Below are 23,750 nucleotides of genomic sequence, written 5' to 3'. Positions count from 1 at the left end.
CTTGGACCTCTCGTCAGGGGGGTGACGATTCTCCCAGCGAACCCCTTGCGGAGCGCAAGTATGTATAGAACATGTTATAGACGTTCTAGCGGCACAAAGTTACGCACGCTTTGACAAACTCCATCACTCGCCGCAGCCGCGGCCAGCCGCTCCTCACTCGGCACGCCGTAGGAGGTGGTCCGCTGCCGGAGCGGCCGCCCGGTCGGGGCGACCATCGCCGCGATCTCGGTGATCGTCTTGAACGACCCGTTCTCCGACCCGGCCATCCGGCTGATCGTCTCCTCCATCAGCGTGCCGCCCAGGTCGTTGACCCCGCCCCGGAGCACCTGGCGGCACAGGTCGTCGCGGAGCTTCACCCAGGAGCACTGGATGTTGGAGATCGCGCCGTGCAGCAGGATGCGGGCCAGCGCGTGCACGGCCCGGTTCTCCCGCGCGGTCGGGCCCGGACGGGCGATCCCGGCCAGGTAGATGGGCGCGCTGTGGTGCACGAACGGCAGCAGCACGAACTCGGTGAACCCGCCGGTCTCCTCCTGGATACGGCGGATGAGCCGGATGTGCCGGACCCAGTGGGCGTGGGTGTCCACGTGGCCGTACATCATCGTGGAGGTCGTCGGGATGCCCAGCCGGTGGGCGGTCGAGATGATCTCCACCCACTCCGCGGCGGGCAGCTTGCCCTTGGTGAGCACCCAGCGCACGTCGTCGTCGAGGATCTCCGCCGCGGTGCCGGGCAGCGAGTCCACCCCGGCCTCCCTGGCGGCGATCAGCCAGTCCTCGATGGAGAGGTTCGTCCGGCTCGCGCCGTTGACGACCTCCATCGGGGAGAACGCGTGGACGTGCATCTCCGGGACCCGCGCCTTGACCGCCCTGGCGATGTCGAAGTAGGCGGTGCCGGGCAGGTCCGGATGGATGCCGCCCTGCATGCACACCTCGGTCGCCCCGGCCTCCCAGCCCTCCTGCGCCCGGTCCGCCACCTCCTCCAGCGAGAGGGTGTAGGCGTCGGCGTCGGTACGGCGCTGCGCGAAGGCGCAGAACCGGCAGCCGGTGTAGCAGACGTTGGTGAAGTTGATGTTCCGGTTGACGACGTAGGTGACGTCGTCCCCCACGGCCTGCGCGCGCAGGTCGTCAGCGATCCGGCACAGCTCGTCCAGGGCCGCGTCGTCGGCTCCGGCGCCGTTGTGGTCCCCGGCCAGCCCGAGCAGGGCCAGCGCCTGCGCCTCGGTCAGACCGGCGGGGTCGCTCTCCGCCCGCCGCAGCGCCTCGCCGGCCTCTCCCAGCCGCAGCGCGACCGTCCCCCCGGTCTCCGGCAGGCGGTCCTTCAGGGCGTCCCAGTCGCCGTAGACGTGGTCGAAGTCGTCGCGGCGGTCAGCGGTGCGGCCCTCGGCGTCGACCGCCGTGTGCAGGTCGGTACGGCCCTCGGAGGCGAAACCGCCGTCGGGTTCCTGCCAGGGGCGGCCGACGATCTCGGCGTCCTGGCGGGCGAGCCCGGTCTCCGGGTCGGCGAGGGCGGCGACGTGGGCGTTCAGCCGGGGGTCGAGCCAGGGCTCGCCGGCGAGCACGTACTCGGGGTAGATCGTCAGGCGCTCCCGCAGCGTGAACCCGGAGGCGGCGGTGCGCTCGGCGAGCTCGTCGATCTGCGGCCAGGGGCGCTCGGGGTTGACGTGGTCGGGGGTGAGCGGGGACACCCCGCCCCAGTCGTCGATCCCGGCCCGGATCATCAGGTCATACTCGGTCCCCACCAGGTTCGGCGGCGCCTGGAGGCGTGCCTTCGGTCCCAGCACCAGGCGGGCCACCGCGATCGTGGCGGCCAGCTCCTGCAGGTCGGCGTCCGGCATGCCGCGCATCGCGGTGTCCGGCTTGGCGCGGAAGTTCTGGATGATGACCTCCTGGAGCCCGCCGTACTCCCGGGAGACCTTCCGCAGCGCGAACAGCGACTCGGCACGCTCCTCGACGGTCTCGCCGATGCCGATCAGGATGCCGCTGGTGAACGGCACGTTGGACCGCCCCGCGTCCTCCAGCACGCGCAGCCGTACGGCGGGGTCCTTGTCCGGGGAGCCGTAGTGCGGTAGGCCCTTCTCCTCGAACAATCGCCGTGAGGTCGTCTCCAGCATCATTCCCATCGAGGGCGCGACCGGCTTGAGACGCTGCAGGTCGCGCCAGGTCATGACCCCCGGGTTGAGGTGCGGCAGCAGGCCGGTCTCCTCCAGCACCCGGATCGCCATCGCCCGCACGTAGGAGAGCGTGTCGTCGTAGCCGTGCGCGTCCAGCCACTCGCGGGCCTGGTGCCAGCGGTCCTCCGGCCGGTCGCCCAGCGTGAACAGCGCCTCCTTGCACCCCATCGCGGCGCCCTGCCGGGCGATCTCCAGGACCTCGTCCGGGCTGAGGAACGCGCTGTCGAGCTTGTGCGGGGCGGTGGCGAAGGTGCAGTAACCGCAGCGGTCGCGGCAGAGCCGGGTCAGCGGGATGAAGACCTTGCGGCTGTAGGTGATGGTCCCCGGACGCCCGGCGGCCTCCAGTCCCGCGTCCCTGACCCGCCCCGCGTGGCCGATGAGAGCGTCGAGATCCGCGTCCCGGGCGTGCAGCAGGACGGTGGCTTCGGCCTGGTCGAGGGCTTTGCCGTCGCGGGCCCGGGCGAGGGCTCGGCGCATCGCGGCGTCGGTGGGGTGTGCGCTCATGTGCGCACATTACGGTGCTTCGTCCACTGGCCGGGCATCCGGGTCCCGCTGGACAGCGCGACGTTTCAGATCTACTAAAGGAAACCCTGAAGAAAGTCTCGATAGACGTAAATGCTTGCATCTACATAGATTGGAGACATCCCACCGGAGCCCATCCCTGGAGACGAAAATGATCTGGTTCCTCCTCGCCCTCGTCGCCCTCGCCGTCCTCGTCCCGCTGATCGGGGCCGACACGCGCGACGGTCGTGACTGGCAACCCAGCGAGCCCGACCCGTTCGGCGACCTCAGAGCGGACCGCGGCCTCGCACCCGTATCCGCGCCCATCGCCCGTGGACGGGTCGCCGCCCACCACCCCAGGCCGATAGCCGGGTGACCCGGACTCCTCCGCATCTCCGTCAGCACGAGTTGACGAGACCTCGGGCCGTCAGCATATGCTGACGGCCATCGGTCGTCAGCATGCGCTGACGCACGCCTCGCGGAAGGACACACCGGCATGCGCCGAAAGCGCTGGACCTGGACGGCGGTCGACCACGACGGAGTCACCCTGTCGGTCCGCAGCAGCGGCCCCGACGACGGCAGGCGGACGGTCGTGCTGCTGACCGGGCTGGGAGCCCCCCAGCAGGTCTGGGACAGGGTGGCCTCCCGCCTCGTCGGCGACTACCGTGTCGTCACCTTCGACTACCGGGGCCACGCGCGGTCCGGTCCCGCCGACTCCCACACCTTCGACGATTTCCTCGGTGACGTGTCGGCGGTGCTGCGGGCGACGGCGGGCGGACGCCCGATCCTGTGCGGCTGGTCGCTCGGCGCCGACCTGGCGGTCTGGCACGCCGCCCGCGCCCCGGAGACGTGCGCCGGAATCGTCGCCCTCGACGGCGCGATCCCGACGGAGCCGGTGGACCCCGACGACGATGACGACGCCTGGGCCGGGCGCAGGATGAACGGCGTCGTGGCACGGATCGGGGAGTGGATCAGCCGGAAAATGAAGATGGACGTCCGCGTTCCCGTCGAGCAGCTCCTGCACCTGGGCAGGGAGGTCGACCGGCGGCGCGAGCACGTCCTCGACGCCTACGCCGCCCTCTCCTGCCCGGTGGCGGTCGCCCTCGGGGAGCGTCCGGGACCGGCGCCCGACCCGCAGGCGGCCCACGCCAGATGGCGCGCGGGAGGCGACCGGCTCGCCGCCGCGCTGCCCCACGTCCCGGTGACGTGGCTGGACAGCGACCACGCCATCCCCGTGCGCCGTCCCGGACAGGTCGCCGAACTCGTCACCCGCGTGGCCGTCCAGGCCCGCTCGCGGTGACCGTCACCGGGTGACCGGACGGTCAGGGTTCGCTGCGGAACAGCCCTCCGCCGCCGAACTTGCGGTGGGCCGACTGCTTGGTCACCCCGAGAGAGTCGGCGATCTGCGTCCATGACGCCCCCGCCACCCTGGCCCGCCGGACGAGCGTCGCCTCCGTGCGTTCGAGATGGCGACGCAGCTCCGCCACGGCACGCAGGCTGTCCAGGGGGTCGGTCCCGGAGCTGCGTCGCAGCAGGTCGTGAAGCGCTTCGTCGGACATGGCGTCAATATACGCTGACGTGACGGCGGCCCGGCGGTCAGGAAAGGTCGACGGGCGCCCGTCGGCGGTCAGGCGAGACCGGCGGGCGCCCGTCGGCGGTCAGGCGAGACCGGCGAGTGCCTGATCGGCGGTCAGGCGAGACCGGCGAGTGCCTGATCGGCGGTCAGGCGAGACCGGCGAGTGCCTGATCGGCGGTCAGGCAGCCCGCCGTGGCCAGTTCCAGGTTCGCCAGCGACGCGGCGTGGACGTCCTCGGCCGCCGCCGCGACGCAGTCCGAGACCGGGTGCACGTGGAAGCCCAGGTCGGTGCCGTGCCTGGCGGTCTGCTCGACCGTGAGGTTGGTGGCGACGCCGGTGACGAGCAGGGTGTCGATCCCGCGCTCGGCCAGCCATACGGGCAGGTCGCCGCCGGCCAGCCCGGACAGCCGCTGGTTGTCGGCGACGTGCCCGGCCTCCGCCTGCCCCAGCATCTCGGGGATCACCTGCGCGCCCGGGGCGTCCGGCCGGAAGGCCTCCTGGGCCTCTCCCACAGCCTGCATGAACCGGGTGTTGCGCACCAGGCCGCCCTCGCCCTCCGGCACGGTGAACCGGGTGAACACGACCGGCACGTCCAGCGCGGCCACCGCGTCGTGGAAGCGCACGGCGCGTTCCACCACGCCGCTGCGGGCCACGGGCCCGGCCAGCATCCCGCCGAAGAATCCCTCCGGCTTGATCACGTTGACCTGCCAGTGCAGGGCCAGGACGGCGGTGCGCCGTGCGTCGAGAGCCATGGCCAGATCCTACGGGGACCCGGTCCCCCGGAACGGGCGGCGGTCCCGCACCCGGGCCCTCAGAACGAACGGTAGTCGCGCGGGGCCATCCTCGGACCCCGGGCGGGAGGCCTGCGGCCGGTCAGGGCGAGCAGCCGGCTGACCCGGTGGCGGTGCCCGCGGTAGGGGGTGAGCAGCCGTAACATCCCCGCGTCATCGGTGCGCTGCCCGGTCAGGGACCAGCCGACCAGCGACGGCAGATGGTAGTCGCCCACCGAGACCGCGTCGGGGTCGCCGTGCGAGCGCTGGCGCACCTCCGCCGACGTCCAGACCCCGATGCCGGGCAGGGCCCGCAGCAGCCGGTCCAGCTCCGCGCTGCCGGCGGCCGCCTCCAGCTTCTCGGCGTGCCACGCGGCATTCATGATCGTCTCAGCCCGTACGGCCTCCGCCCCGGCCCGGTGCCAGTCCCACGGCGGGATCGACCGCCACACCTCGGGCCCGGGGAAGACCCGCATGCCCTCGGGAGCCGGGCCCGGCGCGGGCTCGCCGTACCGGATCAGCAGCCACCGCCACGCCCGCCGGGCCTCGGCGAGCACGACCTTCTGCTCCAGGACGGCGGGGACCAGGGCCTCCAGCACCCGTGAGCTCCGCCCGATCCGCAGGCCCGGATGGCGCCGGACCGCCTGGCGCACCGCCTCGTGCCCGGGCGTGAACCCCGAGACGTCGTCACCGGCGCCCAGCAGCGAGGGCACCGTCTCCAGCAACCACCGCGCGCCCGGCCCCCAGGCGGAGGCCAGCACCTGCCCGTCCCGCACCCCGATCCGGAGGGTGCCCGGTCCGTCGGGCGTCCGGCAGGTCCGCCAGATCGCCCCGTCGGGCGTCCGCTGCCAGGTGGGGTCCCCGCTCCCGCGGCGGTGCGGCCGCAGGACGAGCAGAACGTCCAGTGGCCCGTCCGGCCGCCAGCGCCGCTCCCCGGCCGCGAGCGGCGGGCCGTACGCCAGGCTCACCGGCGTCTCAGACGTCGCCGGAGAAGCGGATCGCGCACTCGGGCAGCGTGACGCCCGGCCAGACGCGGGCGCCCTCGACAAGCTCGTTGCGGGGGCCGACCACCGCGCCGTCACCGATCACCGCGTCACGCAGGACCGCCCCCGAGGCCACGCGCGCCCCGGCCCCGACGACCGAGTCGGCCACCGTCGCGCCGGACTCGATCACGCAGTCGTCACCCAGCACGCTCCCGGTGACCTTGGCTCCGGCCTCCACCACCGCGCGGGCCCCGATCGCCGACCCGCCGGACACCTTCGCCTCCGGCGAGACCACGGCGCCGGGCAGCGCGAGGAGGTCGCCGGTCGGGCCGGGCAGGGCGGGTGAGGGCAGGCGGCCGAGGACCAGGTCGCAGGAGCCCTTGACGAAGGCGGCCGGGGTGCCCACGTCGAGCCAGTAGGAGGCGTCGGGGTAGCCGAGCACCAGGGCCCCGGCCTCGATCAGCCCGGGGAAGGTCTCCCGCTCGACCGAGACGACCTCGCCCTGCGGGATCGTGTCGATGACCGAGCGGGTGAAGACGTAGCAGCCCGCGTTGATCCGGTTGGTGACCGGGTTGGGGGTCTTCTCCAGGAAGGCGGTCACCCGGTCCGTCTCGTCGGTCGGCACGCAGCCGAAGCGCGAGGGGTCCTCCACCTCGGTCAGGTGCAGGGTGAGGGCGGCCTCCCGGGCGACGTGCCGGGCGACCTGGTCGCCGATGTCGTGCCCGGACAGGATGTCGCCGTTGAGCACCAGCACGGGCGCGTCCGGACCGCAGGTCAGCGCCTCGGCGGCGTTGCGGATCGCGCCGCCGGTGCCGAGCGGGGTGTCCTCGGTCATGTATTCGAGGGAGAGCCCGAACGCCGAACCGTCCCCGAACGCGTCGGAGAACATCTCCGCGCGGTAGGAGGTGGCGAAGACGACGCGGCGCACCCCGAACGAGCGGGCCCGCGCCAGCTGGTGGGCGAGGAAGGGCACCCCTGCCGTGGGAAGCAGCGGCTTGGGCGTGCCGATCGTCAGCGGGCGCAGGCGCGTCCCCTGCCCGCCGACAAGGAGGATCGCCTCGAGTTCCCGCACAGAGGTCTCTGTCACCTGGTGAGGTTAACCCACTATTCGGCGGCTCGCTGGTAGGCCAGCATATGTGCCTCGGCCGAACTTTCCCAGGTGAACTCCCTGGCCCGGGCCATTCCCGCAGAGGAGAGCGCCTCGCGGCGCTCCGGGGACTCCAGCAGCGCCCGCAGCCCGGCGGCGATTCCCTCGATGTCGGGCTCGGTGTAGGCGACGGCGTCACCGCCCACCTCCGGCAGGGAGGCGTAGGGCGTGGTGAGCACCGGGGCGCCGCAGGCCATGGCCTCCAGGACCGGCAGCCCGAAGCCCTCGCCCCGGGAGGGGTAGGCCACCACGAGGGCCCCGCCGAGGAAACCCGACAGGTCGCCGAACGGGATGTAGCCGGGGCGGACCACCCGCACGTGCGAGGACACCTCGGCGACCGCGGCGTCCACCTCGGTGTCGTGCACCCCTCCGGCCAGCACCAGCGCGGGCGGCCGGGCGATGTCGGCGACGGCCCTGGCGAACCCCCGGATCAGGTTCGGCACGTTCTTGCGGGGCTCCAGCGCCCCGAGGAAGGCGACGTACGGCGTGCCGTGCAGGCCGAGCCGGTCGGCGACGCGCTTGACCTCCTGCTCGGACGGCCGGTGGAACAGCTTCGGATCCGCCCCGTGGTAGGCCACGTCGATCCTGGTGGGGTCGGCGTCGAGCACCCGGATCAGCTCGTCCCTGGTCGCCTTGGACGGGACGATCATCCGGGTGGCGCGCCGGACGGCGGTGCGGGTGGCGTTCCTGAAGAAGGACGCCTTGTCCGTGCTGTGCTGCGAGGGCTCGGTGAACCAGGTGACGTCGTGCACGGTCACCACGACCGGAAGGCGGGTGTCGAGCGGGATCGAGTAGTAGGGGGCGTGGATCACCTGGACGCCGGCCTTCTGGGCGACGACCGGGAGCCCGGTCTGCTCCCAGGCCAGCCGGGCGGCCCGGTTGGTGATGGCGGGCGGCCCGGACAGGATCCGGGCCGAGGGCACCAGCCGTCCGTACCGCTCGGCGTCGGCGCGCTGGCAGACCACCGCCACGTCCGCGCCCGCCCGTCCGAGCGCGGCGACGAGTCCGTCGACATACCTGATCAGCGCGCCGCGATCGGCCGGGACCGCGGCCGCGTCAACGAGCACACGAGGCGTCACGAAGGATCGCTCCCCTCAAGGACCACGCGGGACCGACGGTCCCCTCTCCACTTCACCCTATTGCCAGAACGGTCCGGAACGTGGGCCGAATCACACCCCTTCTCGATCGGCGGGATCCCGTTCCCGGGCGGCGTCCGGGTCGCCGGCGGCGTCCTCGACAGAGTCCCCCGCTGGGTCCCCGGCCGGCGACCCGGCGGGGCCGCGCCCGGGACCGGCCGGGCGGCGGGCCGCCGCGCCTCCCGCGGCCGCGCACGCCAGGTCTCCCAGGATGATCACCACCCGGGAGCAGAGCGCCGCCACGATGGCGGATCCGCTGTCCAGCACGGGCGCCAGCACGGCCACCATGGCCACCTCGCGCACCCCCGCCCCGGCGGGGACCACGAAGGTCATGATCCCCAGGCACCACGACAGCGCGAACGCCCCGACGGAGAACACCGCCGTCGAGACGCCGGAGACGCCGGAGGGATCGAGCTCGTGGACGATCGCCGCCAGGTGCAGGCCGTACGCGGTCCAGCCGAGCAGCGCCCAGCCCAGCGCGGTGAGCATGCCGCGCCGGGTCAGCGGGCGTTCCAGCGGCTCACGCCCGAGCCTGCGCAGTCCGAACCCGATCACCGCGTTGATCACCCTGGGCTCGAACACCACAGCGAGGACCGGGATGAGCAGGAACACCCAGGCGTACGGCGCCGCCGCCGCGGGGCCCGAGGCGGCCAGCAGCGTCACCGCCGAGACCAGCAACCCGCTGCCGAGCTGGACCGGCATCGTCAGGAAGAACGCCGCCGCGCTGCGTGAACGGGGGACGCCCAGCTCGCGTCCCATCTCCATCTGGGCGAGGACCGGCCAGAGCGATCCGGGGATGTACTTGCCGAGCTGGCCGACGAAGAAGACCCGGGCCGCCGGGCGGAGCGGGAGCGGCGAGCCGAGGTCCGCAAGGAGCGCCCGCCAGGTCAGCATGCCGCCGCCCAGCGCCGCCACCACGGCGAGCAGCGAGAGCGCCAGCGACGGCCAGGACAGCCGGGCGAACCCGGCGCGCACGGCGTCCCACTGGCCCGCCACCGCCCACGTCCCGAACCCCAGGGCGATCAGCAGGAACGCGACCCGGACCAGCCGCCTGGCCCGGGACGGACGCGTGGGCTCCGGGGACGCGGGAGGCCCGGGATCCGGGGGGACGGGGCTCACAGGGTCTGGACGGGGTCGGGAGGCTGGGGCAGGACGGGACCGGCCGGGCGGCGGGCGCCCTTGGTCGCCACCCACAGGTAGGTCGGCACCACCGGCAGCAGCGCGCGCAGCACGGCGCGGGGCAGCCGGGACAGCACGCCCCCGGCCAGGCGGCCGACCACGCCCGGGAACAGCTCCGACCCGGCGAAGGCCGCCGGGGTGGCGAGCACCGGGAAGGTGTAGTCCCACACCCGGAACCCCCGGGCCATCTTCCGCAGGCCGCGCCGGGTCCGGTAGCGCTCGTAGTAGCTGTCGGCGCGGCCGGAGAGCCGTACGTAGCGGTCGGCCAGCGCGGGCGGCAGGTAGGACAGGAACGGGAGCCTGTAGTGCGGCTCCATGACCCCCAGCCGGTTGCCCAGCCCCAGGTAGAGCACGCCGTCGTCGGCGAGCACCCGGCGCATCTCGGCCATGATCGCGTCGGGGTCGACCACGTGCTCGTAGATGTGGTTGAAGACCAGCACGTCGATCGAGCCGTCGGGGAAGGGCAGCGCGGTGCCGTCGGCGCACAGGAACTCCACCCGCTCGCCGAAGCGCGCGGACGCCTTGCGCAGACCCGGCACGTCGATGTCCACGCCGAAGGTGCGGGCCGCGCCTGCGTTCGCCAGCTCGTCGGCGATGAACCCGGCCGAGCAGCCGATGTCGGCCACGGTCAGGCCCGCCAGGACGTCCTTGTCCCGGCCGAGGAAGTGGCCGAGCACCGCCACGATCTTCGCGGCCTTCCTGCGGCGCTTCTCCTCGTCCAGCATCGCCGCCTGGAACTCGGAGTATTCAAGCTGCGCCACTCGTTTCGTGCTCACGGGGCCCTAGGGTACCGGCGCGGCATGACCCTACCGCCGGGTAACCGTCACGTCGTACCCTTGGCGGATGCTCAGCCGTCTGCGATCGAGCCGCCTGCTCCGCGTCCTGCTGGCGCTGGTCGCCCTCGCCTTCGTCGGGTACGGCCTGGCCCGCAACTGGGACGGCACGGTCTCCGCGCTCGCCCGGCTGTCGTGGTGGTCGGTGGCCGGGGCCGTCGCCGCGGTGATGACCGGCATCTGGTTCATGATGGTCGCCTGGCAGCGGGTCCTGGCCGGGCTCGGCTCAGCGTTCCCGCTCCGCACGGCCGCCCGCGTACTGTTCGTGGGCCAGCTCGGCAAGTACGTCCCCGGGTCGGTCTGGGCCTACGCCGCGATGATGGAGCTGGGACGCGACCACGGCTGCCCGCCCAGGCGCACCTTCGGCGGCACCTCGATCGACCTGGTGATCTCGCTCGGCTGCGCGGTCGCCCTCGCCGCCGCCACCCTCCCGTTCACCGCCCGGGCGGTGGCCGAGCAGACCTGGTACCTCGCGCTGATCATTCCGGTGATCATCGTCTGCCTGCACCCGAGGATCCTCACCTGGGGCCTGAACCTGGCGCTGCGGATCGCCCGCCGGGAGCCCTTCGACGAGCTGCTCTCCGGCCGCACCCTGCTGGAGACCACGGCGTGGAAGATCGCCGGCTGGCTGGTGTACGGCCTGCACCTGTGGCTGGTCATCGGCGACCTGACCGGCGACTTCTCGCTCTACCTGCTCGGCGCCGGCGCCTACGCCTTCGCGTGGGCCGGCGGCCTGCTGTTCGCGTTCATCCCCGCCGGGGTGGGGGTGCGCGAGGGCGCGATGGTCCTGGTGCTCGCGCCGTCGATCGGCATGGACAACGCCATCGTCGCCGCCGTGATCTCCCGGCTGGCCTTCACCTTCGCCGACGTGGCCTGGGCCGGGCTCGGGTTCCTGCTGGGCCGCGGGGTTCAGCGCCCGGCGGCCGGGCCCGCGGAGCCGCCGGGACCCCCGGGACCCCCGGGACCCCCGGGACCCCCGGAGACCAACGCCTCGACGTACGCCGCCCAGTAGGGCTCGGGGTCCACGGCCTTCACCCCGGCGCGCAGCCGTTCGGGCTCGCCCGGCTGGTAGAAGCGCGCCAGCGCCTCGCGCAGCGCCTCCACCGACCCCGGCTCGACCAGCAGCCCGTCCACCCCGTCGGTGACGTGCTCGCCCAGCGTCCCGACGCGGGTGGCGATCACCGGCACGCCCTGCTCGTGGCCGAGCCAGACCTGCTGGCTGGCCGTACCGCTCCGGTAGGGCAGCACGAGCGCGTCCACGTCCTCGAACAGCGCGGGCACGTCCTCGGCCGCGACGTACCCGGGCCGCAGCTCCACCCGGTCGGTGAGCCCCAACTCGGCGACGAGCGCCTCGGTCTCCTCCAGGCCGCCCCAGAACTCCCCCGCCACCCGGAGCGAGATGCCCTCCGGCAGCGCGCGGATCAGCAGGTCGAGCCCCTTGTACGGGCGGACCAGCCCGAAGAACAGCAGCCGCCCCCGCGCCCCGATCGGCTCCGGGCGCTTCACGGCCCTGGCCGGCAGGTGCGGGGCCATCCGGGCCACGGTCACCGGCGCGGGCGCCAGCTCCCGGGCCAGCGCGGCCTGCGCCTCGGAGTGCGCGAGCACCCCGTCCACCCGGCGCAGCAGCGCCCTCATCAGCGGCGCGTCGTACGGCTTGCGCTCGTGCGGCAGCACGTTGTGGCAGAGCGCCACCACCCGGGTCCGGCGGCGCAGGCCGTACAGGATGCCGAGGTAGGGCGGGACCTGCACCGGGCTGAGCACCGCGAGGATCACCAGGTCGGCGGTGCGCAGCCGGCGCCCGCACTCGACCCAGCCGTCCGGACGGCGCCAGTCGAGCCGCCGGAAGGACCTCGGGTACGGCTCGCCGTCGGGGCTGTCTGCGGTCTGGCGGCCGGGGTAGAGGAACGACGGATACTGCGCCCTCCACGACTCGATGACGACGTCGTGCCCGGCGGCCGCCAGGCGGTGGGCCAGCTCGGTGGTGTGCGCGGCACCGCCGCCCTTGTAGGGGTAGGTCGGCCCGACGATCGCGATCCGCACGGGCTACTCGCCCCTGGAGCGCACGATGAGGTCGGCCAGCAGCGCCAGCGACCCGATCAGCAGCCCGGTCACGAAGATGATGATCGTGTTGTTGGCCAGGTAGAAGGGCGTCTTGATGTTGTCGTAGACCCCCTTCGCCAGGCCGATGCCGACCAGCCAGATCGCCGGCGGCATGAGGACCTTGAGCGGGTTGAAGTACATCACCATCCGCAGCACCTGCAGGATGTAGCGGTAGGCGTCGGAGACGAAGCTGAACTTCGACTTCCCCGCCCGCTTGCTGTACTCGATCGGCAGGTAGTAGACGTCGTGCTGGTTCGACAGGAACGACAGCGTGATCGTCGTGACGCACGAGAAACCGGGCGGGAGCAGCCGGAGGTACGGCCGGGCGACCGACTTGCGGAAGGCCCGCAGGCCCGAGTTGAGGTCGGGGATCTTCTGCCCGGCCAGCCGCTCGGCGACCTTGCGGATGAACCACTTGGCCGGGACCCGCAGGAACTTGTGCGAGCCCTCCTCGCTGGTCCGCGCGCCCACGACCTGGTCGACCGCGGTGTCCTTCTCCAGGATCCGGATCAGCTCGGGGATGCGCTCGTTCGGGTAGGTCATGTCCGCGTCGGTCCACACGACGATCTCGCCGCGCGCCTCCTGCGTGCCGATCCTGCGCACGGTGCCCGAGCCGCCGTTGCGGTGGAACGCCCTGATCCGCATGTTCGGGAACCGCGGCGCGGCCTCCTTCAGCCGGGCGAGGGTCTCGTCGGTGGAGCAGTCGTCCACGGCCACGAGCTCATAGGTGTAGCCGCTGTCGTCCATGGCCCGGCAGATGCGCTCGACCTCGTCGATGACGTGGTCCTGCTCGTTGTAACAGGGCAGGACGATCGTGACGTACGGCGTTGCGTCCACAGCTGATCCACTCTCGGGGGTCTCGGGCGTGCTCACGACGGGCGAGGATACTCTGCCCAGGCGGGAGCCGTACCCACATCACCGGGTTCGGCCGTCCGCGGACGTCTCAACCACGAAGGACGGTTCCTCGCGGCGGGAGGACGGTTCTTCATGATCGGAAAGCGGCGCGGGGCGACCATGCCGGATCGCCTACTGGACGGCCCCCACGCCCGGCAGTCCTTCGACCGCGTCGGCGACCGCCTGCTTCCGTGCCGGATCCACCAGCTTGACGTGGAAGGACTCCGATCTCGGGGCGGTACGGAACTCCTCGTCCCTGCCGTGTCCCCACGCGTGGGACATCACCTGCCGGGCGTGGGCCACGTCCTCGAAGTAGATCTTCTCGATGCCGTCCACGGCCCGGAGCGCGGCCATCACCGCGTCCTTCTCCGCCCGGGTCGCGGCGCCTCTCCCCTCGCAGGCTTCGGATCCGTCCACGTCCTGGCAGAGCACGATCGACACATCCGCCTTGCCCTGCCAGAAGCTGTTTCCGAACGAGTACGCGGTCGCGACGGCCGGGAGCCCCTCTGGAGTGCCGGAGGCGGCGACGGCTGGAGCGAGCGGGTGTGGAGGCGCCCGCCTCCGGCGATCCCCGCGACCCCGCCCGTGACCACGGCCAGCACCGCGACGACGGCGAGAACGGCCCGCAGCGCACCGGCCCGCTTGCGCACCGCTGTTCTCTGGGGCCGTTCCTCAGATTCCACGTGCCAGACTATGCCGATCTTCCTCCTCGCCCGGCAACCCCGTCCGGGCCTATCCGGCGGGCGTGACGGGAAACGCCTCTCCGACGCCGGGCAGGGACGCCAACGACCTGACCGTCCTCTCCGTCTCCATGGGCCCGGCGGAGCGGGAGAGCTTCACGTAGAAGGTCTCGTACAGCTGCTCCGGCGGGATCTCCTCGTCCCCGGAAGACGGCTCCGCACGGTCAGGAAACGGCATGGGAGGACTATGTCAAATCCCCTCAGGGATGACCATCCGGATGCCGCTTCATACCACCTTGACCGCGGGCCGGATCGGGGGGTTCGCGGAGTCGATCAGAGCGGTTATGTCTTCGGGGTCCGAGGTCACGACAGCCGCCACCGCATCGATCGCCATCACCACCACGGTCGCGTCCACGACATCGCACGTGCCGTTCCTCCCGCAGAGCGCACCTGCCGCACGACCGATCGCCTCGGTCATGTCCACGACTTCACACCCGTGGAGCATCCGTGCCAGCGACGTCTGCTTCGCCGATCCGCGCCACACCTGCGCGAGCACGGGAACAGGAACGACGATCTTTCGTCCCTCGTCGAGCGCCTGGCGATGAAGCCGCAGGAAAAGGCGGTCGTCAGCTTCGGCTGCGATCAAAGCACCCGCGTCGTAGAGCAACGGCAGCCGCGTCGCGGTCGCTCTCATCCGGCGAGCCGGTCCTGACGGATACCTCCGAGCATCCGGGCGTCGAGTTCCGCCAGCTCCGCGGCGGCCTCCGTGAGCTCCGCGGCGGTGAAGGCGCCGTGCTCCCTCTCCCACTCGGCGATCGCCGCCAGGCCCGCCTCGATCCTTATGGAGTGAGCGGCAGAACGGGCCAGCCACGCGGACACGCTGAGCCCTTCCCGCTCAGCGGCGGCTCCGATCGCTTCCAGGACTTCTTCCGGCAGGGAGACCGACACTTTTCTTACAGCCATACTCCCATCATGCCACCATGGTAGGAATCACGAGAGGGGGAACTCCGGGAAATCACTCCCCGCCTCCCCGAGAAGTGGGTCCTCTCTGCTCAGGGCACCGCCATCCAGACGGCGAGCGAGAGGGACCGGGTGCCGTCCGGGGCCCTGACCAGAGAGCGCTCGTCCTGGCGGGTGCGCAGGGCCATCGCCTGGACCGGCGTGCCGTACGGGAAGCGCCCCTCCCGACATCGGGCAGGGATTTCAGCTCCCCGGCGGGGCGGGCGTCATCCCGAGAGCCCGATGGGGAACACGCCCCCGACACCGGGCAGGTGCTTGACCGCCCCGGCGACCGCGGCGAGACCGGCGGGGTCGGAGAGTTTCACGTAGAAGGTCTGGCGTGTGCGCTCCGTCCTCGGGGTCACGTGCTCGGCCGGGTCCTGCGGCTCGTACTGGCGCTTCAGCCAGGTGAGGTCCTCCCGGTCCCGCAGGTAGACCCTCTCGACGCCGGGCAGATCCCAGAGCCGGTCGAGGACCGCCTTCTTCTCCGCCTCGCTGGCCGGGGCCCCGGCCAGCGCCCTCCGGTCCTCCCGGCCGCATCCCCGCGGCTGCCGTTCCTCCTCCGCGCACAGGGCGACGGCGAGATCGGCTTTCCCCGCCCAGACGTCCGGAAGCTCCCGGAGCACCGTCACGACACCGGGGATCTCCCGCAACCGGGCCGACACCGCCGCGAAGTCCCCGCCACGGCGGAGCGTGGCCTCGACGCTGGCATGGAAGAACAGCTCGTCCGCCCGTTCCGGCTCACCGATGGCGGTGTAGTAGGCCAGCGCCCTGCGGCCGTCCTCCTCCTTGCTCACGAAGGTGACGTCCGTCAGCTCGGGCATGGCCCGCATCCGCGCGGCGATCGCCCTGCCGTCGGCGTCGGTCGCCTCATCCCTGCCGATGCAGCTCCACGCCTCCACGTACTGGCCGCAGAGGTGGACCACGATGCGCATCCGCGCGGAGGCCGGGACGTCGGGCGGGGGCAGCGGCTCGCGGGAGCGCTCGTACAGGTACCGGCCCCCGATCCCGGCGGCCCCGAGCAGCGCCAGCACCACGGCGCAGGCGGTCAGCAACCGGACGTGCGCCCTCAGCCACACCTGGAGCCGTGGCTCCCGGTCCGGGTCACCGCCGCCGAAGGAGAGCTCCTCGTACCCGGAAGCGGGTTCCTGGCGATCGCGGAAGGACATGAGGCGACTATGCCAAATCCCCTCCCGGAACGGCCATCCAGACGTTGACCGAGAGGGACCAGGTGCCGTCGGGGGCCTTGACCAGGGAGCGCTCGTCCTGGCGGGTGCGCAGGGTCATCACCTGGACCGGCGTGCCGTACGGCGCCAGCTGGCCCGGCTCGGCGGCGAGCAGGACCGGGACCCGGCCCGCCGCCCGGACGCGGCCGGTCAGGCGGGTGACGTCGGCCGGTGCCGGGAGACTGGTGCCGGGGACGACCGCGACCCGGGCGGCGGGCACGCCGCACACGCCCCGGACGAGCTGGGTGAGCCGGTCGGCGGTGACCCGCTCCGCGAGCAGGACCGAGGCGTTCTGCGGGAGGGCGGCGCACATGGCCTCGACCGCCGCCCGCTCCCCCCGGCCGACCGGGGTGAAGGCGGTCCCGATGGAGGTCACGGCCGGTGGGACGAGCAGGAGCGCCGCGCCGAGGGCGGTGAGCCGGGCGGGGGTCGCGACGCGGCGCAGGCGGGCGGGGGCCCGGTTCTCGGCCTTCTCCCCGATCCAGCGCAGCCCCCGGACGGCGAGCAGCACCAGACCCGGAATGATCACCGGGACCAGCCGCCGGGCGGCGAAGGGATGGTCGGGGGTGATCGCCGGGCGGTAGAGCGTGGTGACCGTCGTCCAGCCGATGATCATCAGCGGGAGCAGCCACTCGGACGCGGTCCCCCGGATCAGCCCGCGCACCAGTACGGCCCCGGCGACCGTGGCGAGCACCACGGCCGCGGGCCCGATGTACCAGGCCACCCAGTGCAGCGCGTCCTCGTAGTAGAGCCGGGAGCCGTCCACCGGCAGCCCGTTGGCCGCCTGGGTCTTCTCGATGAAATCCGAGGTCAGCAGGTCCTCGGGGGTGGTCGCGTGGCGGGTCACGGTCTGCAGCAGCGGCCGGGCCGCGAACAGGCCCATGACGAGCACGACCGCGCCGCCCGCGAGGCCGGGCAGCCACCGGATCCGGGCGAGCCGCCGCAGCGGGTCCGCGAGCCGGGGGGCGAGCGCGGCGGCGATCGCGGTGAGGAGCAGGACGGCCGCGCAGACGGCGAGCAGGGGGACCAGGGATCCGGAGAGGTAGTCCAGGTACGGCGCGGCGAGCAGGACGGCGGCGAGCAGGCTGAGACCCGCGCCCGCCAGCAGCCCGGCCAGCAGCGGCGCGCCGAGTCTCCCGTCCCCCCGGACACCGGACGCCTCCGGAGGGGAAGCGTCGGGCGCCCCCGCCCCCCGGACGCCGGATTCCTCCGCCTCCCGGACACCGGGTGCCGTCCCCGCCCGGCCCTCGACCCGGCGCAGGGCGACCAGCGCGCCCGCGTAGACCAGCACGGGCAGCACGTCCCGCAGGCCGTCGATCCTGACCAGGACGGCGAGGCCGAAGACCAGCCCGGCCACCGCCGCCCCGGCCCCGGCGTCCCCGGCCGCCGTTCCGGGCGCCGCCTCCCGGGCCGCGCGCAGCCGGGCGCGGGCGTCGAGCAGCAGGGACATCCCGCCGAAGAGCAGGATCAGGGACGGGATCTCGCTGAAGGCGGTCCGCGAGGTGTAGAGGATCGGCAGGCTCACCGCGAACGCCGGCGCCGCGAGCGCCGCCCAGCGGCCCCCGGCCAGCCGGGCGACGGTCCCGGCGAACACGAGCACCGCCAGGGCGCCCAGCACCGGCGGGACCGGCAGGAGCCCCGGCAGGCCTCCCAGCCAGTGGCCGATCGCGTGGACCATCGGCGGCCCCGGCATGAACTGCGGCACGACCGCGCCGTCGTGGTCGTAGAAGCCCACGCTGTCGAAGCGGAGCGCCGGGTCGGGACCGCCGAAGGCGGCCTCGCCGTACGGGATCGGGAGCGAGCCGCGAGTGGCCAGCCAGACGGCGTACTGCGTGTAGGTGGCGGGGTCGCGCCGGACGATGAGCTGCTCACCGTGGAAGACCAGGTTGAAGATCGCCGAGCCGAGGGCCGCCGCGACCACCGCGGCCGCCTGCCACCTGCTCGCGGCGGGGACCTCGGGCAGGCGGCGCAGGCCGTACCGGCACAGCAGTCCGGCGGCGGCCAGGCCCAGCGGGACCGCGGCGAGCGGGCGGAACCAGCCGAGCAGGAGCAGCGGGAGCCCCGCCGCCAGCCAGCCCGCCAGGATGAGCGCGGGCGCGGCCGACGCCACGGCGAGCACCCGCCCCGCCGAGGGCCTCCGCGCGCGATCCAGCAGGCCGGTTCCCATGATTGCCACGAGGGTAGCGGCAGTCCCCGGTGCGGTTCACCGCGATCCGCCCGGCCGGACGCCCCGCCCGCCGGAAAGCCGATAACGTACGCGGGACGTGCGAAGGGAGCGGCGGGTGGGCGGGCAGGCACGCGGGCTCCGGGCGGTTGCGGGGGCGGCGGCGCGCATCCGCGAGCACCGGTGGTTCCTCGGGGTGCTGGCGCTCGCGGCCGCGCTGCGGGCCGTCACGATGCTGGGCTACCGGCCCGCGCTCTGGTTCCCCGACTCCTACACCTACGTGGTCACCGCGCTGAAGCTCCGTCCCGACCTGGTCCGCCCGGCCGGATACTCGGTGTTCCTGCGGCTGCTGGAGCCGCTGCACAGCTTCGCCGCCGTCGTCCTGGCGCAGCATCTGCTGGGGCTCCTGGCAGGCGTGCTGGTCTACCTCACCGCCCGGCGGTTGCGCGCCCCCGGCTGGGCCGCGGCGCTCGCGTCCGTCCCCGCGCTGCTGGACGCCTACCAGATCGAGCTGGAACACCTGCTGGTCTCCGACACCCTGTTCACCGTGCTGGTCACGGCCGCGGTCTGTCTCGCCGTCTCCCCCCGCCCGGGATGGCGTACGGCGTGCGCGATCGGCCTGCTGCTCGCGGCGGCGACGCTCACCAGGACCGTCGGCCTGCCGATGGTGGCGGTCTTCGCGGCCTGGCTGCTCTACCGGGAGCGCGGCCGGGTCCTGACGGCCGGGGTGATGCTCGCGGCGGCCGTGGTCCCGATCCTGGGGTACGGGGCCTGGTTCCACGCCACCTACGAGCGGGTCGGCCTGGTGGGCGCGAACGGGGTGTTCCTGTACTCCAAGACGATGACGTTCGCCGACTGCGCGGTGATGGACCCGCCTGCGGACCTGGCCGTGCTCTGCGATCCCCGGCCCCCGGAGCGGCGGCCGGTGGCGCAGGAGTACATCTGGAGCCCGGACTCCCCCCTGGTGAAACTGCCCGGTATCACCTTCACCGAGGAGGCCGACACCCTCGCCGGACGGTTCGCCTCGCTGGCCATCCGGAGTCAGCCCCTCGACTACCTGGGCTCGGTGATCTCGGAGCTGGGCCGGTCCTTCACCTGGGGCCGCCCCGTCTACCCGGACCCGGAGGTCTACGCCTACTACCGGTTCCCCGCGACTGCGCCCCCGCCTCCGGGTCGCTATCCGGCCACGGTCGGGGCGGAGTTCGCGCAGCGCTACGAGCGGGGGCCGATCACCACCACGATCGTCGAGCCGTACGCCGGATGGATGCGGGCCTACCAGGACGCGGTACGGCTCCCGGGCACGGTGCTGCTGGTGATCCTGGCGGCCGCGCCGGTCATGGCGGGCCTGCGGCGACGGCGGGCCGGGAAGGGCGGCGGGGAGACGGGCCCGCGGCGGTGGAGAGCCGGGAGGAGCACGGCGGAGGCGAGTTCCACGGCGGAGACGGGCTCCACGGCGTGGGCGCTGCCCTGGATCACGGCGGTGGTGCTGCTGGCCGTCCCGCCGGCGGTGGCGGAGTTCGACTACCGGTACGTCCTGCCCGCCGTACCGGCTGCCTGCCTGGCTCTCGCTCTGCTCACGGGCAACGCTTCCCCCAAGAAGATTCCATGAAATGTCCGAATTTGAGTATGCTGGGCGGCCAGATCATCACGACGGCAGCGGGGGACGCCATGGCCAAATTCAGCCCATCTTGGCACCCCGAACTCGCCACGTGACCTACTCTTTGGGCGCAATGAGCGAGCCCAAGCGGCGCGGCACGTCCTCTCCTGGGGCGATGAGCCGGCTTGGGCGACGCAGCACGTCGCCGCCGAGCGAGGAGATCGCATGAGCGACCACCGGCATGTCGCCGTGGAGGACCGCCGGACCGAGACGACGAGTCCGGGCCGCAGGGCTTCCCGACGCGTGGGCGGCGACGGCGGGACGTCCCCGGCGGACCACGCCCCCGGCCGCTCGCCCCGCGGCAAGGGGGGCCCGGCCGCGCGGGTCAGCGTGGGCGGCTGGATCAGCATCGCGATGACCATCGTCATGGTGGCCGTCATCCTGGGCGGCTACAAGGTCTACCGGGACGCCTTCGGCGACATCAGGGATGTCAAGATCTCGGACGACACGATCGGCGCGAGCCGCCCGGTCAACCAGACCGGAGCGCTCAACGTGCTGCTCGTCGGCTCCGACACCCGGGAGGGCGACAACCTCAAGTACGGACAGAAGATGGCCGACTGGGGGAAGCGCACCGACACGATCATCCTCATGCACATCTCGCCGAACCGCGACAAGGCGATGCTGGTCAGCTTCCCCCGTGACTCCATGGTGAACATGCCCGCGTGCAAGAGCGAGGCCGGCGCCGCGATCCCCGCGCGGTACGCCATGATCAACAGTGCTTACAACGACGGCGGCATCACCTGCACGATCGCCACGATCGAGCACCTCACCGACATCCGCATCGACCACTTCGTCGAGGTCGACTTCACCGGCTTCAAGAACATCGTGGACGCCCTCGGCGGCGTCAAGATCTGCCTGAAGAACCCGGTGAACAGCAAGAAGGCCAAGCTCACCCTCCCCGCGGGCTGGCACACCCTCAAGGGTGAGGAGGCCCTGGGTTACGTACGTCTGCGCGACTACGGCGACAACAGCGACATCCAGCGCATCAAGCGCCAGCAGGTCTTCCTCACCAAGGTGGTGCAGAAGGCCACCAGCAGCGAGCTGCTCACCGACCTCGGCAAGCTCCGGTCCTTCATCACCGCGACCGCCAAGTCGGTCCGCATGGACTCGGAGCTGGCCAAGAACACCGAGACCCTGATCGAGATCGCCTCCAGCGCCAAGGAGCTGACCGCGAACGGCGTCAAGTTCATCACCGTTCCCTGGGGCGCCGACCCCGCGGACAAGAACCGCGTCGTCTGGAAGCAGCCGCAGGCGGGCGAGCTCTTCGAGGCGATCAAGAACGACGTCGAGGTCACCCCCAGCCCGAGCGCCAGCGCCCCCGCCAAGCCGGCCGTCAAGCACGAGCAGGTCCGGGTCCAGGTCCTCAACGGCACCGACAAGGCGGGGCTGGCCACGGAGGTCGCCGGCAAGCTCGCCGCCCAGGGATTCGTGGTGACCCACGTCGGTGACGCGCGCCCCGCCACCGGCAACCTGCCGAACACCACGGTGCGCCACGCCAAGAAGGACACCGAGGGCCCGGCCTACGCCGACGCGCTGGCCGCGCGGCTCTCCGGCGACAAGCTCCCCCCGACCTCGGGCAAGATCAAGCCGCTCAACACCACGGCGTACACCCCGGCCACCCCGATCACCGAGACCCCCACCGGTCCCGTGATCCAGCTGGTCATCGGCGACGACTGGAAGGGCGTCCGGGTTCCCACCAAGATCCCCGACTCCATCAAGGACTCCGTGGTCGACACCAAGACCAACCCCTGCCAGTGACGCCACCCGGCGGTGGCGGGATCCGGCAATCGGAGAATCACAATTTCCCGATAACCGGCTCAAACCTCCGGACGCGTGCGACAGCCGCGGCGCCGTCGGTTTAAGGTGGTCAGGTCGGTGCCGCGAACTCCGCATGGCCGTCCCGGGCCGTCCTCGCCTGTGTGTCCGACGACCTTTTCAATCTCCGACAGATAGCTGAGCGTTTCCCTCGTGAGCGACCCCCGATCCCCCTTCCCGGTTCCGGCCCCCTGGGACGACGGTTCATCCGGCGCCCCCCGGGGCGGGCCCGCCGACGGGCCGGGCCGGACACCCGCCCCGTGGCCGATGCCCGAGCACGCGCAGCCCCCGGCTCCCCGGCCGCCCCAGCCCTCCTGGCCGGAGCTGCCGGACGCCGGACCGGCCGTCTCCGGCCGGGAGCGTCACCGGGATCTCGACGAGGAAGCGCCCGGCGAGGTCACCGCCTGGGGCTACCCGGTCTACCAGGAGCCCCGGCCGTCCGGCCCGCTGGACGTCGGAGACCTCCCCGGCCGGCAGCAGGAACGGCCTTTCTCCTACTGGGAGAGCTCCCCGGCCTCGGAGCCCGCACCTGCGCCCGTACCCGCGCCCGCTGCGCCCGTACCCGCGCCCGCGCCGGCTCCCACGCACCGGAGCGCCGCACGGGAGGCCGAGCCCTCGTTCTGGGGCCAGGCACGGGAGCCGGAGCGCTCCTCGTGGGGCAGCGCCTGGGGGCGGTTCCCCGAGGAGGACCAGCGCCCCGAGGAGGCGCCGGAGCCGCCTCCGGTCAAGAAGAAGCGCGAGCCGTACCTCGACAACGTCAAGTTCGTCCTGATCGCCCTGGTCGTGGCCGGTCACTCGCTGGTGCCCACCCTCGACGCCCATTCGGCCAAGTCCGCCTATCTGTTCATCTACACGTTCCACATGCCGGCGTTCGTGCTGATCAGCGGCTACCTGGGACGGAACTTCTGGAACTCCAACGCGAAGATCAACAAGCTCGTCGACACCATGCTGGTGCCGTACGTGATCGTGGAGATCGGCTATGCGCTGCTCCGCTACGGGCTGGGCCAGAAGTGGACCCTGACGATCATCGACCCGGCCTGGCTGAACTGGTATCTCCTGGCCCTGGTGCTCTGGCGGATCTCCTCCCCCATCTGGACCCGCATGCGGCAGCCCCTGCTGGTCGCCGTGATCATCTACATGATGGCCGGGTTCTCGGAGATCGCCGGTGACTTCAGCCTCGACCGCTTCTTCGGGCTGCTCCCGTTCTACGTGCTCGGCATGATGCTCAAGCCGGAGCACTTCGACCTGCTCAGGCCGCTCTGGGTCAGGATCACCGCGGGCGTCGTGATGGCGGGCGCCGCCGCCGTTGCGATCTTCATCGCCCCGCACGTCAACCTCAAGCCGGTCTACTTCCGCTACAGCTTCAAGAAGATGGACATGGACTGGTGGATCGGCCTGGGCGTCCGCGGCGCCCTGCTGGCCGCCGCGCTGATCTTGGCGTTCGCGCTGCTGGCGCTGGTCCCCCGGCGTGAGACCTGGTTCTCCGACCTCGGCACCCGCACGCTCTACGCCTACCTGCTCCACGGCGTCGTGGTGCTCATCGCCAAGGACCAGGGCTGGCTGAACTTCTCCTGGCTGCACGGCCCGCTGGGCGTGCTGGCCATCATGTCCAGTTCGGTGGCCCTGGCCATCGTCCTGTGCCTGCCGGAGACCCGCAAGGCCTTCAAGTGGCTGCTGGAGCCCCGCCTGGTCTGGCTCTACCGCCGCCCCTCCACTCCCCCCGACAACAAGGACACCCCCGACTCCGCCAAGGAAAGCGCACCAGCACCCCGATAACTCCCGGCACACCCACCCCCCACAGCACCACCGCACGGCGCCGCCGTGCGGTGCCCGGCTCGGGCTGGGCGGGTGCTTCTCCGGTGGGGGCTTCGGTGGGGCTTCGGTGGGGACATGGTCGTGCTGTGCGGGCGGGTTCTCCAGCC

Annotated in this window: 22 protein-coding genes; 6 read left to right on the top strand and 16 right to left on the bottom strand. The window is 72.4% G+C overall.

All coding sequences use genetic code 11. The features are described 5' to 3' along the window. Positions 1–74: 74 nt before the first annotated feature. Positions 75–2,672 carry a bifunctional FO biosynthesis protein CofGH gene (locus tag IEZ08_RS33080; RefSeq protein ID WP_084779584.1) on the bottom strand — a complete coding sequence of 866 codons (2,598 nt, stop codon included), beginning with the start codon at positions 2,670–2,672 and terminating at the stop codon, positions 75–77. A 169-nt stretch (positions 2,673–2,841) separates the two neighbouring features. Between IEZ08_RS33080 and IEZ08_RS33075 the strand changes: the two genes are divergently transcribed. Together IEZ08_RS33075 and IEZ08_RS33070 are read left to right on the top strand one after the other, a co-directional pair. Continuing rightward, positions 2,842–3,045 (top strand): hypothetical protein, encoded by a 204-nt coding sequence (locus tag IEZ08_RS33075; protein WP_189243730.1) that lies wholly within the window; start codon positions 2,842–2,844, stop codon positions 3,043–3,045. 120 nt (positions 3,046–3,165) lie between these two features. Next, the gene (locus tag IEZ08_RS33070; protein WP_189243729.1) at positions 3,166–3,969 is read left to right on the top strand and encodes an alpha/beta fold hydrolase; all 804 of its coding nucleotides are present in this window, start codon (positions 3,166–3,168) and stop codon (positions 3,967–3,969) included. A 22-nt stretch (positions 3,970–3,991) separates the two neighbouring features. On the opposite strand, the gene IEZ08_RS33065 is transcribed toward IEZ08_RS33070, so the two are convergent. The 7 genes from IEZ08_RS33065 to IEZ08_RS33035 all read right to left on the bottom strand — a co-directional run bounded on the left by IEZ08_RS33065 (position 3,992) and on the right by IEZ08_RS33035 (position 10,236). Further along, positions 3,992–4,228, bottom strand: a complete 237-nt coding sequence (locus IEZ08_RS33065; RefSeq protein WP_068921429.1) for a hypothetical protein — start codon at positions 4,226–4,228, stop codon at positions 3,992–3,994. A 163-nt stretch (positions 4,229–4,391) separates the two neighbouring features. Then, positions 4,392–4,997 (bottom strand): cysteine hydrolase family protein, encoded by a 606-nt coding sequence (locus IEZ08_RS33060; RefSeq protein WP_068921428.1) that lies wholly within the window; start codon positions 4,995–4,997, stop codon positions 4,392–4,394. A gap of 59 nt (positions 4,998–5,056) precedes the next feature. Continuing rightward, positions 5,057–5,983: a DNA-3-methyladenine glycosylase family protein gene (locus tag IEZ08_RS33055; RefSeq protein WP_229803775.1), complete on the bottom strand. Its 927-nt coding sequence runs from the start codon at positions 5,981–5,983 to the stop codon at positions 5,057–5,059. Positions 5,984–5,990: 7 nt separating this feature from the next. Continuing rightward, positions 5,991–7,085 carry a mannose-1-phosphate guanylyltransferase gene (gene manB / locus IEZ08_RS33050; RefSeq protein ID WP_084779583.1) on the bottom strand — a complete coding sequence of 365 codons (1,095 nt, stop codon included), beginning with the start codon at positions 7,083–7,085 and terminating at the stop codon, positions 5,991–5,993. A 17-nt stretch (positions 7,086–7,102) separates the two neighbouring features. Next, entirely contained in the window at positions 7,103–8,224 is a 1,122-nt protein-coding gene (locus tag IEZ08_RS33045) for a glycosyltransferase family 4 protein (protein WP_068921426.1), read from the bottom strand. A gap of 90 nt (positions 8,225–8,314) precedes the next feature. Next, complete coding sequence (locus IEZ08_RS33040) at positions 8,315–9,400, bottom strand: lysylphosphatidylglycerol synthase transmembrane domain-containing protein (protein ID WP_189243728.1); 1,086 nt, start codon at positions 9,398–9,400, stop codon at positions 8,315–8,317. Further along, positions 9,397–10,236: a class I SAM-dependent methyltransferase gene (locus IEZ08_RS33035; protein ID WP_141703599.1), complete on the bottom strand. Its 840-nt coding sequence runs from the start codon at positions 10,234–10,236 to the stop codon at positions 9,397–9,399. The genes IEZ08_RS33040 and IEZ08_RS33035 overlap by 4 nt, the downstream gene beginning before the upstream one ends. 67 nt (positions 10,237–10,303) lie before the next feature. On the opposite strand from IEZ08_RS33035, the gene IEZ08_RS33030 reads away from it, so the two are divergent. After that, on the top strand, positions 10,304–11,305 hold the full coding sequence (locus IEZ08_RS33030; RefSeq protein ID WP_068921425.1) for a lysylphosphatidylglycerol synthase domain-containing protein: 1,002 nt from the start codon (positions 10,304–10,306) through the stop codon (positions 11,303–11,305). Here IEZ08_RS33030 and IEZ08_RS33025 read toward each other — a convergent pair. The 8 genes from IEZ08_RS33025 to IEZ08_RS32990 form a co-directional block, all read right to left on the bottom strand. Further along, positions 11,203–12,333, bottom strand: a complete 1,131-nt coding sequence (locus IEZ08_RS33025) for a glycosyltransferase family 4 protein (RefSeq protein ID WP_084779581.1) — start codon at positions 12,331–12,333, stop codon at positions 11,203–11,205. The two genes, IEZ08_RS33030 and IEZ08_RS33025, sit on opposite strands and share 103 nt — an antisense overlap. 3 nt (positions 12,334–12,336) lie before the next feature. Further along, on the bottom strand, positions 12,337–13,266 hold the full coding sequence (locus IEZ08_RS33020) for a glycosyltransferase family 2 protein (RefSeq protein ID WP_141703597.1): 930 nt from the start codon (positions 13,264–13,266) through the stop codon (positions 12,337–12,339). Between the two features lie 153 nt (positions 13,267–13,419). After that, positions 13,420–13,719 (bottom strand): permease-like cell division protein FtsX, encoded by a 300-nt coding sequence (locus IEZ08_RS33015; RefSeq protein ID WP_268249389.1) that lies wholly within the window; start codon positions 13,717–13,719, stop codon positions 13,420–13,422. A gap of 300 nt (positions 13,720–14,019) precedes the next feature. Beyond that, positions 14,020–14,205, bottom strand: a complete 186-nt coding sequence (locus IEZ08_RS33010; RefSeq protein ID WP_068921422.1) for a hypothetical protein — start codon at positions 14,203–14,205, stop codon at positions 14,020–14,022. Between the two features lie 48 nt (positions 14,206–14,253). Next, positions 14,254–14,661, bottom strand: coding sequence for a PIN domain-containing protein (locus tag IEZ08_RS33005; RefSeq protein WP_068921421.1), 408 nt, complete (start codon positions 14,659–14,661; stop codon positions 14,254–14,256). Beyond that, positions 14,658–14,930 (bottom strand): type II toxin-antitoxin system HicB family antitoxin, encoded by a 273-nt coding sequence (locus tag IEZ08_RS33000; RefSeq protein ID WP_068921420.1) that lies wholly within the window; start codon positions 14,928–14,930, stop codon positions 14,658–14,660. The genes IEZ08_RS33005 and IEZ08_RS33000 overlap by 4 nt, the downstream gene beginning before the upstream one ends. A 263-nt stretch (positions 14,931–15,193) precedes the next feature. After that, on the bottom strand, positions 15,194–16,135 hold the full coding sequence (locus IEZ08_RS32995) for a permease-like cell division protein FtsX (RefSeq protein WP_068921419.1): 942 nt from the start codon (positions 16,133–16,135) through the stop codon (positions 15,194–15,196). A 7-nt stretch (positions 16,136–16,142) separates the two neighbouring features. After that, entirely contained in the window at positions 16,143–18,359 is a 2,217-nt protein-coding gene (locus IEZ08_RS32990) for a hypothetical protein (RefSeq protein ID WP_068921418.1), read from the bottom strand. 115 nt (positions 18,360–18,474) lie between these two features. Between IEZ08_RS32990 and IEZ08_RS32985 the strand changes: the two genes are divergently transcribed. The 3 genes from IEZ08_RS32985 (at position 18,475) to IEZ08_RS32975 (ending at position 23,604) form a co-directional block, all read left to right on the top strand. Then, positions 18,475–19,965, top strand: coding sequence for a glycosyltransferase family protein (locus IEZ08_RS32985; RefSeq protein ID WP_229803772.1), 1,491 nt, complete (start codon positions 18,475–18,477; stop codon positions 19,963–19,965). A gap of 213 nt (positions 19,966–20,178) precedes the next feature. Then, positions 20,179–21,771 (top strand): LCP family protein, encoded by a 1,593-nt coding sequence (locus IEZ08_RS32980; protein WP_068921417.1) that lies wholly within the window; start codon positions 20,179–20,181, stop codon positions 21,769–21,771. A 210-nt stretch (positions 21,772–21,981) separates the two neighbouring features. Then, positions 21,982–23,604 carry an acyltransferase family protein gene (locus tag IEZ08_RS32975; protein WP_141703593.1) on the top strand — a complete coding sequence of 541 codons (1,623 nt, stop codon included), beginning with the start codon at positions 21,982–21,984 and terminating at the stop codon, positions 23,602–23,604. Positions 23,605–23,750: the final 146 nt, after the last annotated feature.

This window comes from Planobispora rosea (assembly GCF_014648175.1).
GTDB lineage: Bacteria > Actinomycetota > Actinomycetes > Streptosporangiales > Streptosporangiaceae > Planobispora > Planobispora rosea.
The sequence above is the reverse complement of the archived record's forward strand: the minus strand, read 5'-3'. Positions and strand labels throughout refer to the sequence as shown.

Coding starts and splice junctions, on each gene's coding strand:
- IEZ08_RS33075 (WP_189243730.1), top strand. CDS start 2,842: ATGATCTGGTTCCTCCTCGCCCTCGTCGCCCTCGCCGTCCTCGTCCCG.
- IEZ08_RS33065 (WP_068921429.1), bottom strand. CDS start 4,228: ATGTCCGACGAAGCGCTTCACGACCTGCTGCGACGCAGCTCCGGGACC.
- IEZ08_RS32990 (WP_068921418.1), bottom strand. CDS start 18,359: ATGGGAACCGGCCTGCTGGATCGCGCGCGGAGGCCCTCGGCGGGGCGG.
- IEZ08_RS33005 (WP_068921421.1), bottom strand. CDS start 14,661: ATGAGAGCGACCGCGACGCGGCTGCCGTTGCTCTACGACGCGGGTGCT.
- IEZ08_RS33000 (WP_068921420.1), bottom strand. CDS start 14,930: ATGGCTGTAAGAAAAGTGTCGGTCTCCCTGCCGGAAGAAGTCCTGGAA.
- IEZ08_RS32995 (WP_068921419.1), bottom strand. CDS start 16,135: ATGTCCTTCCGCGATCGCCAGGAACCCGCTTCCGGGTACGAGGAGCTC.
- IEZ08_RS33070 (WP_189243729.1), top strand. CDS start 3,166: ATGCGCCGAAAGCGCTGGACCTGGACGGCGGTCGACCACGACGGAGTC.
- IEZ08_RS32980 (WP_068921417.1), top strand. CDS start 20,179: ATGAGCGACCACCGGCATGTCGCCGTGGAGGACCGCCGGACCGAGACG.
- IEZ08_RS33080 (WP_084779584.1), bottom strand. CDS start 2,672: ATGAGCGCACACCCCACCGACGCCGCGATGCGCCGAGCCCTCGCCCGG.
- IEZ08_RS33010 (WP_068921422.1), bottom strand. CDS start 14,205: ATGCCGTTTCCTGACCGTGCGGAGCCGTCTTCCGGGGACGAGGAGATC.
- IEZ08_RS33060 (WP_068921428.1), bottom strand. CDS start 4,997: ATGGCTCTCGACGCACGGCGCACCGCCGTCCTGGCCCTGCACTGGCAG.
- IEZ08_RS33030 (WP_068921425.1), top strand. CDS start 10,304: ATGCTCAGCCGTCTGCGATCGAGCCGCCTGCTCCGCGTCCTGCTGGCG.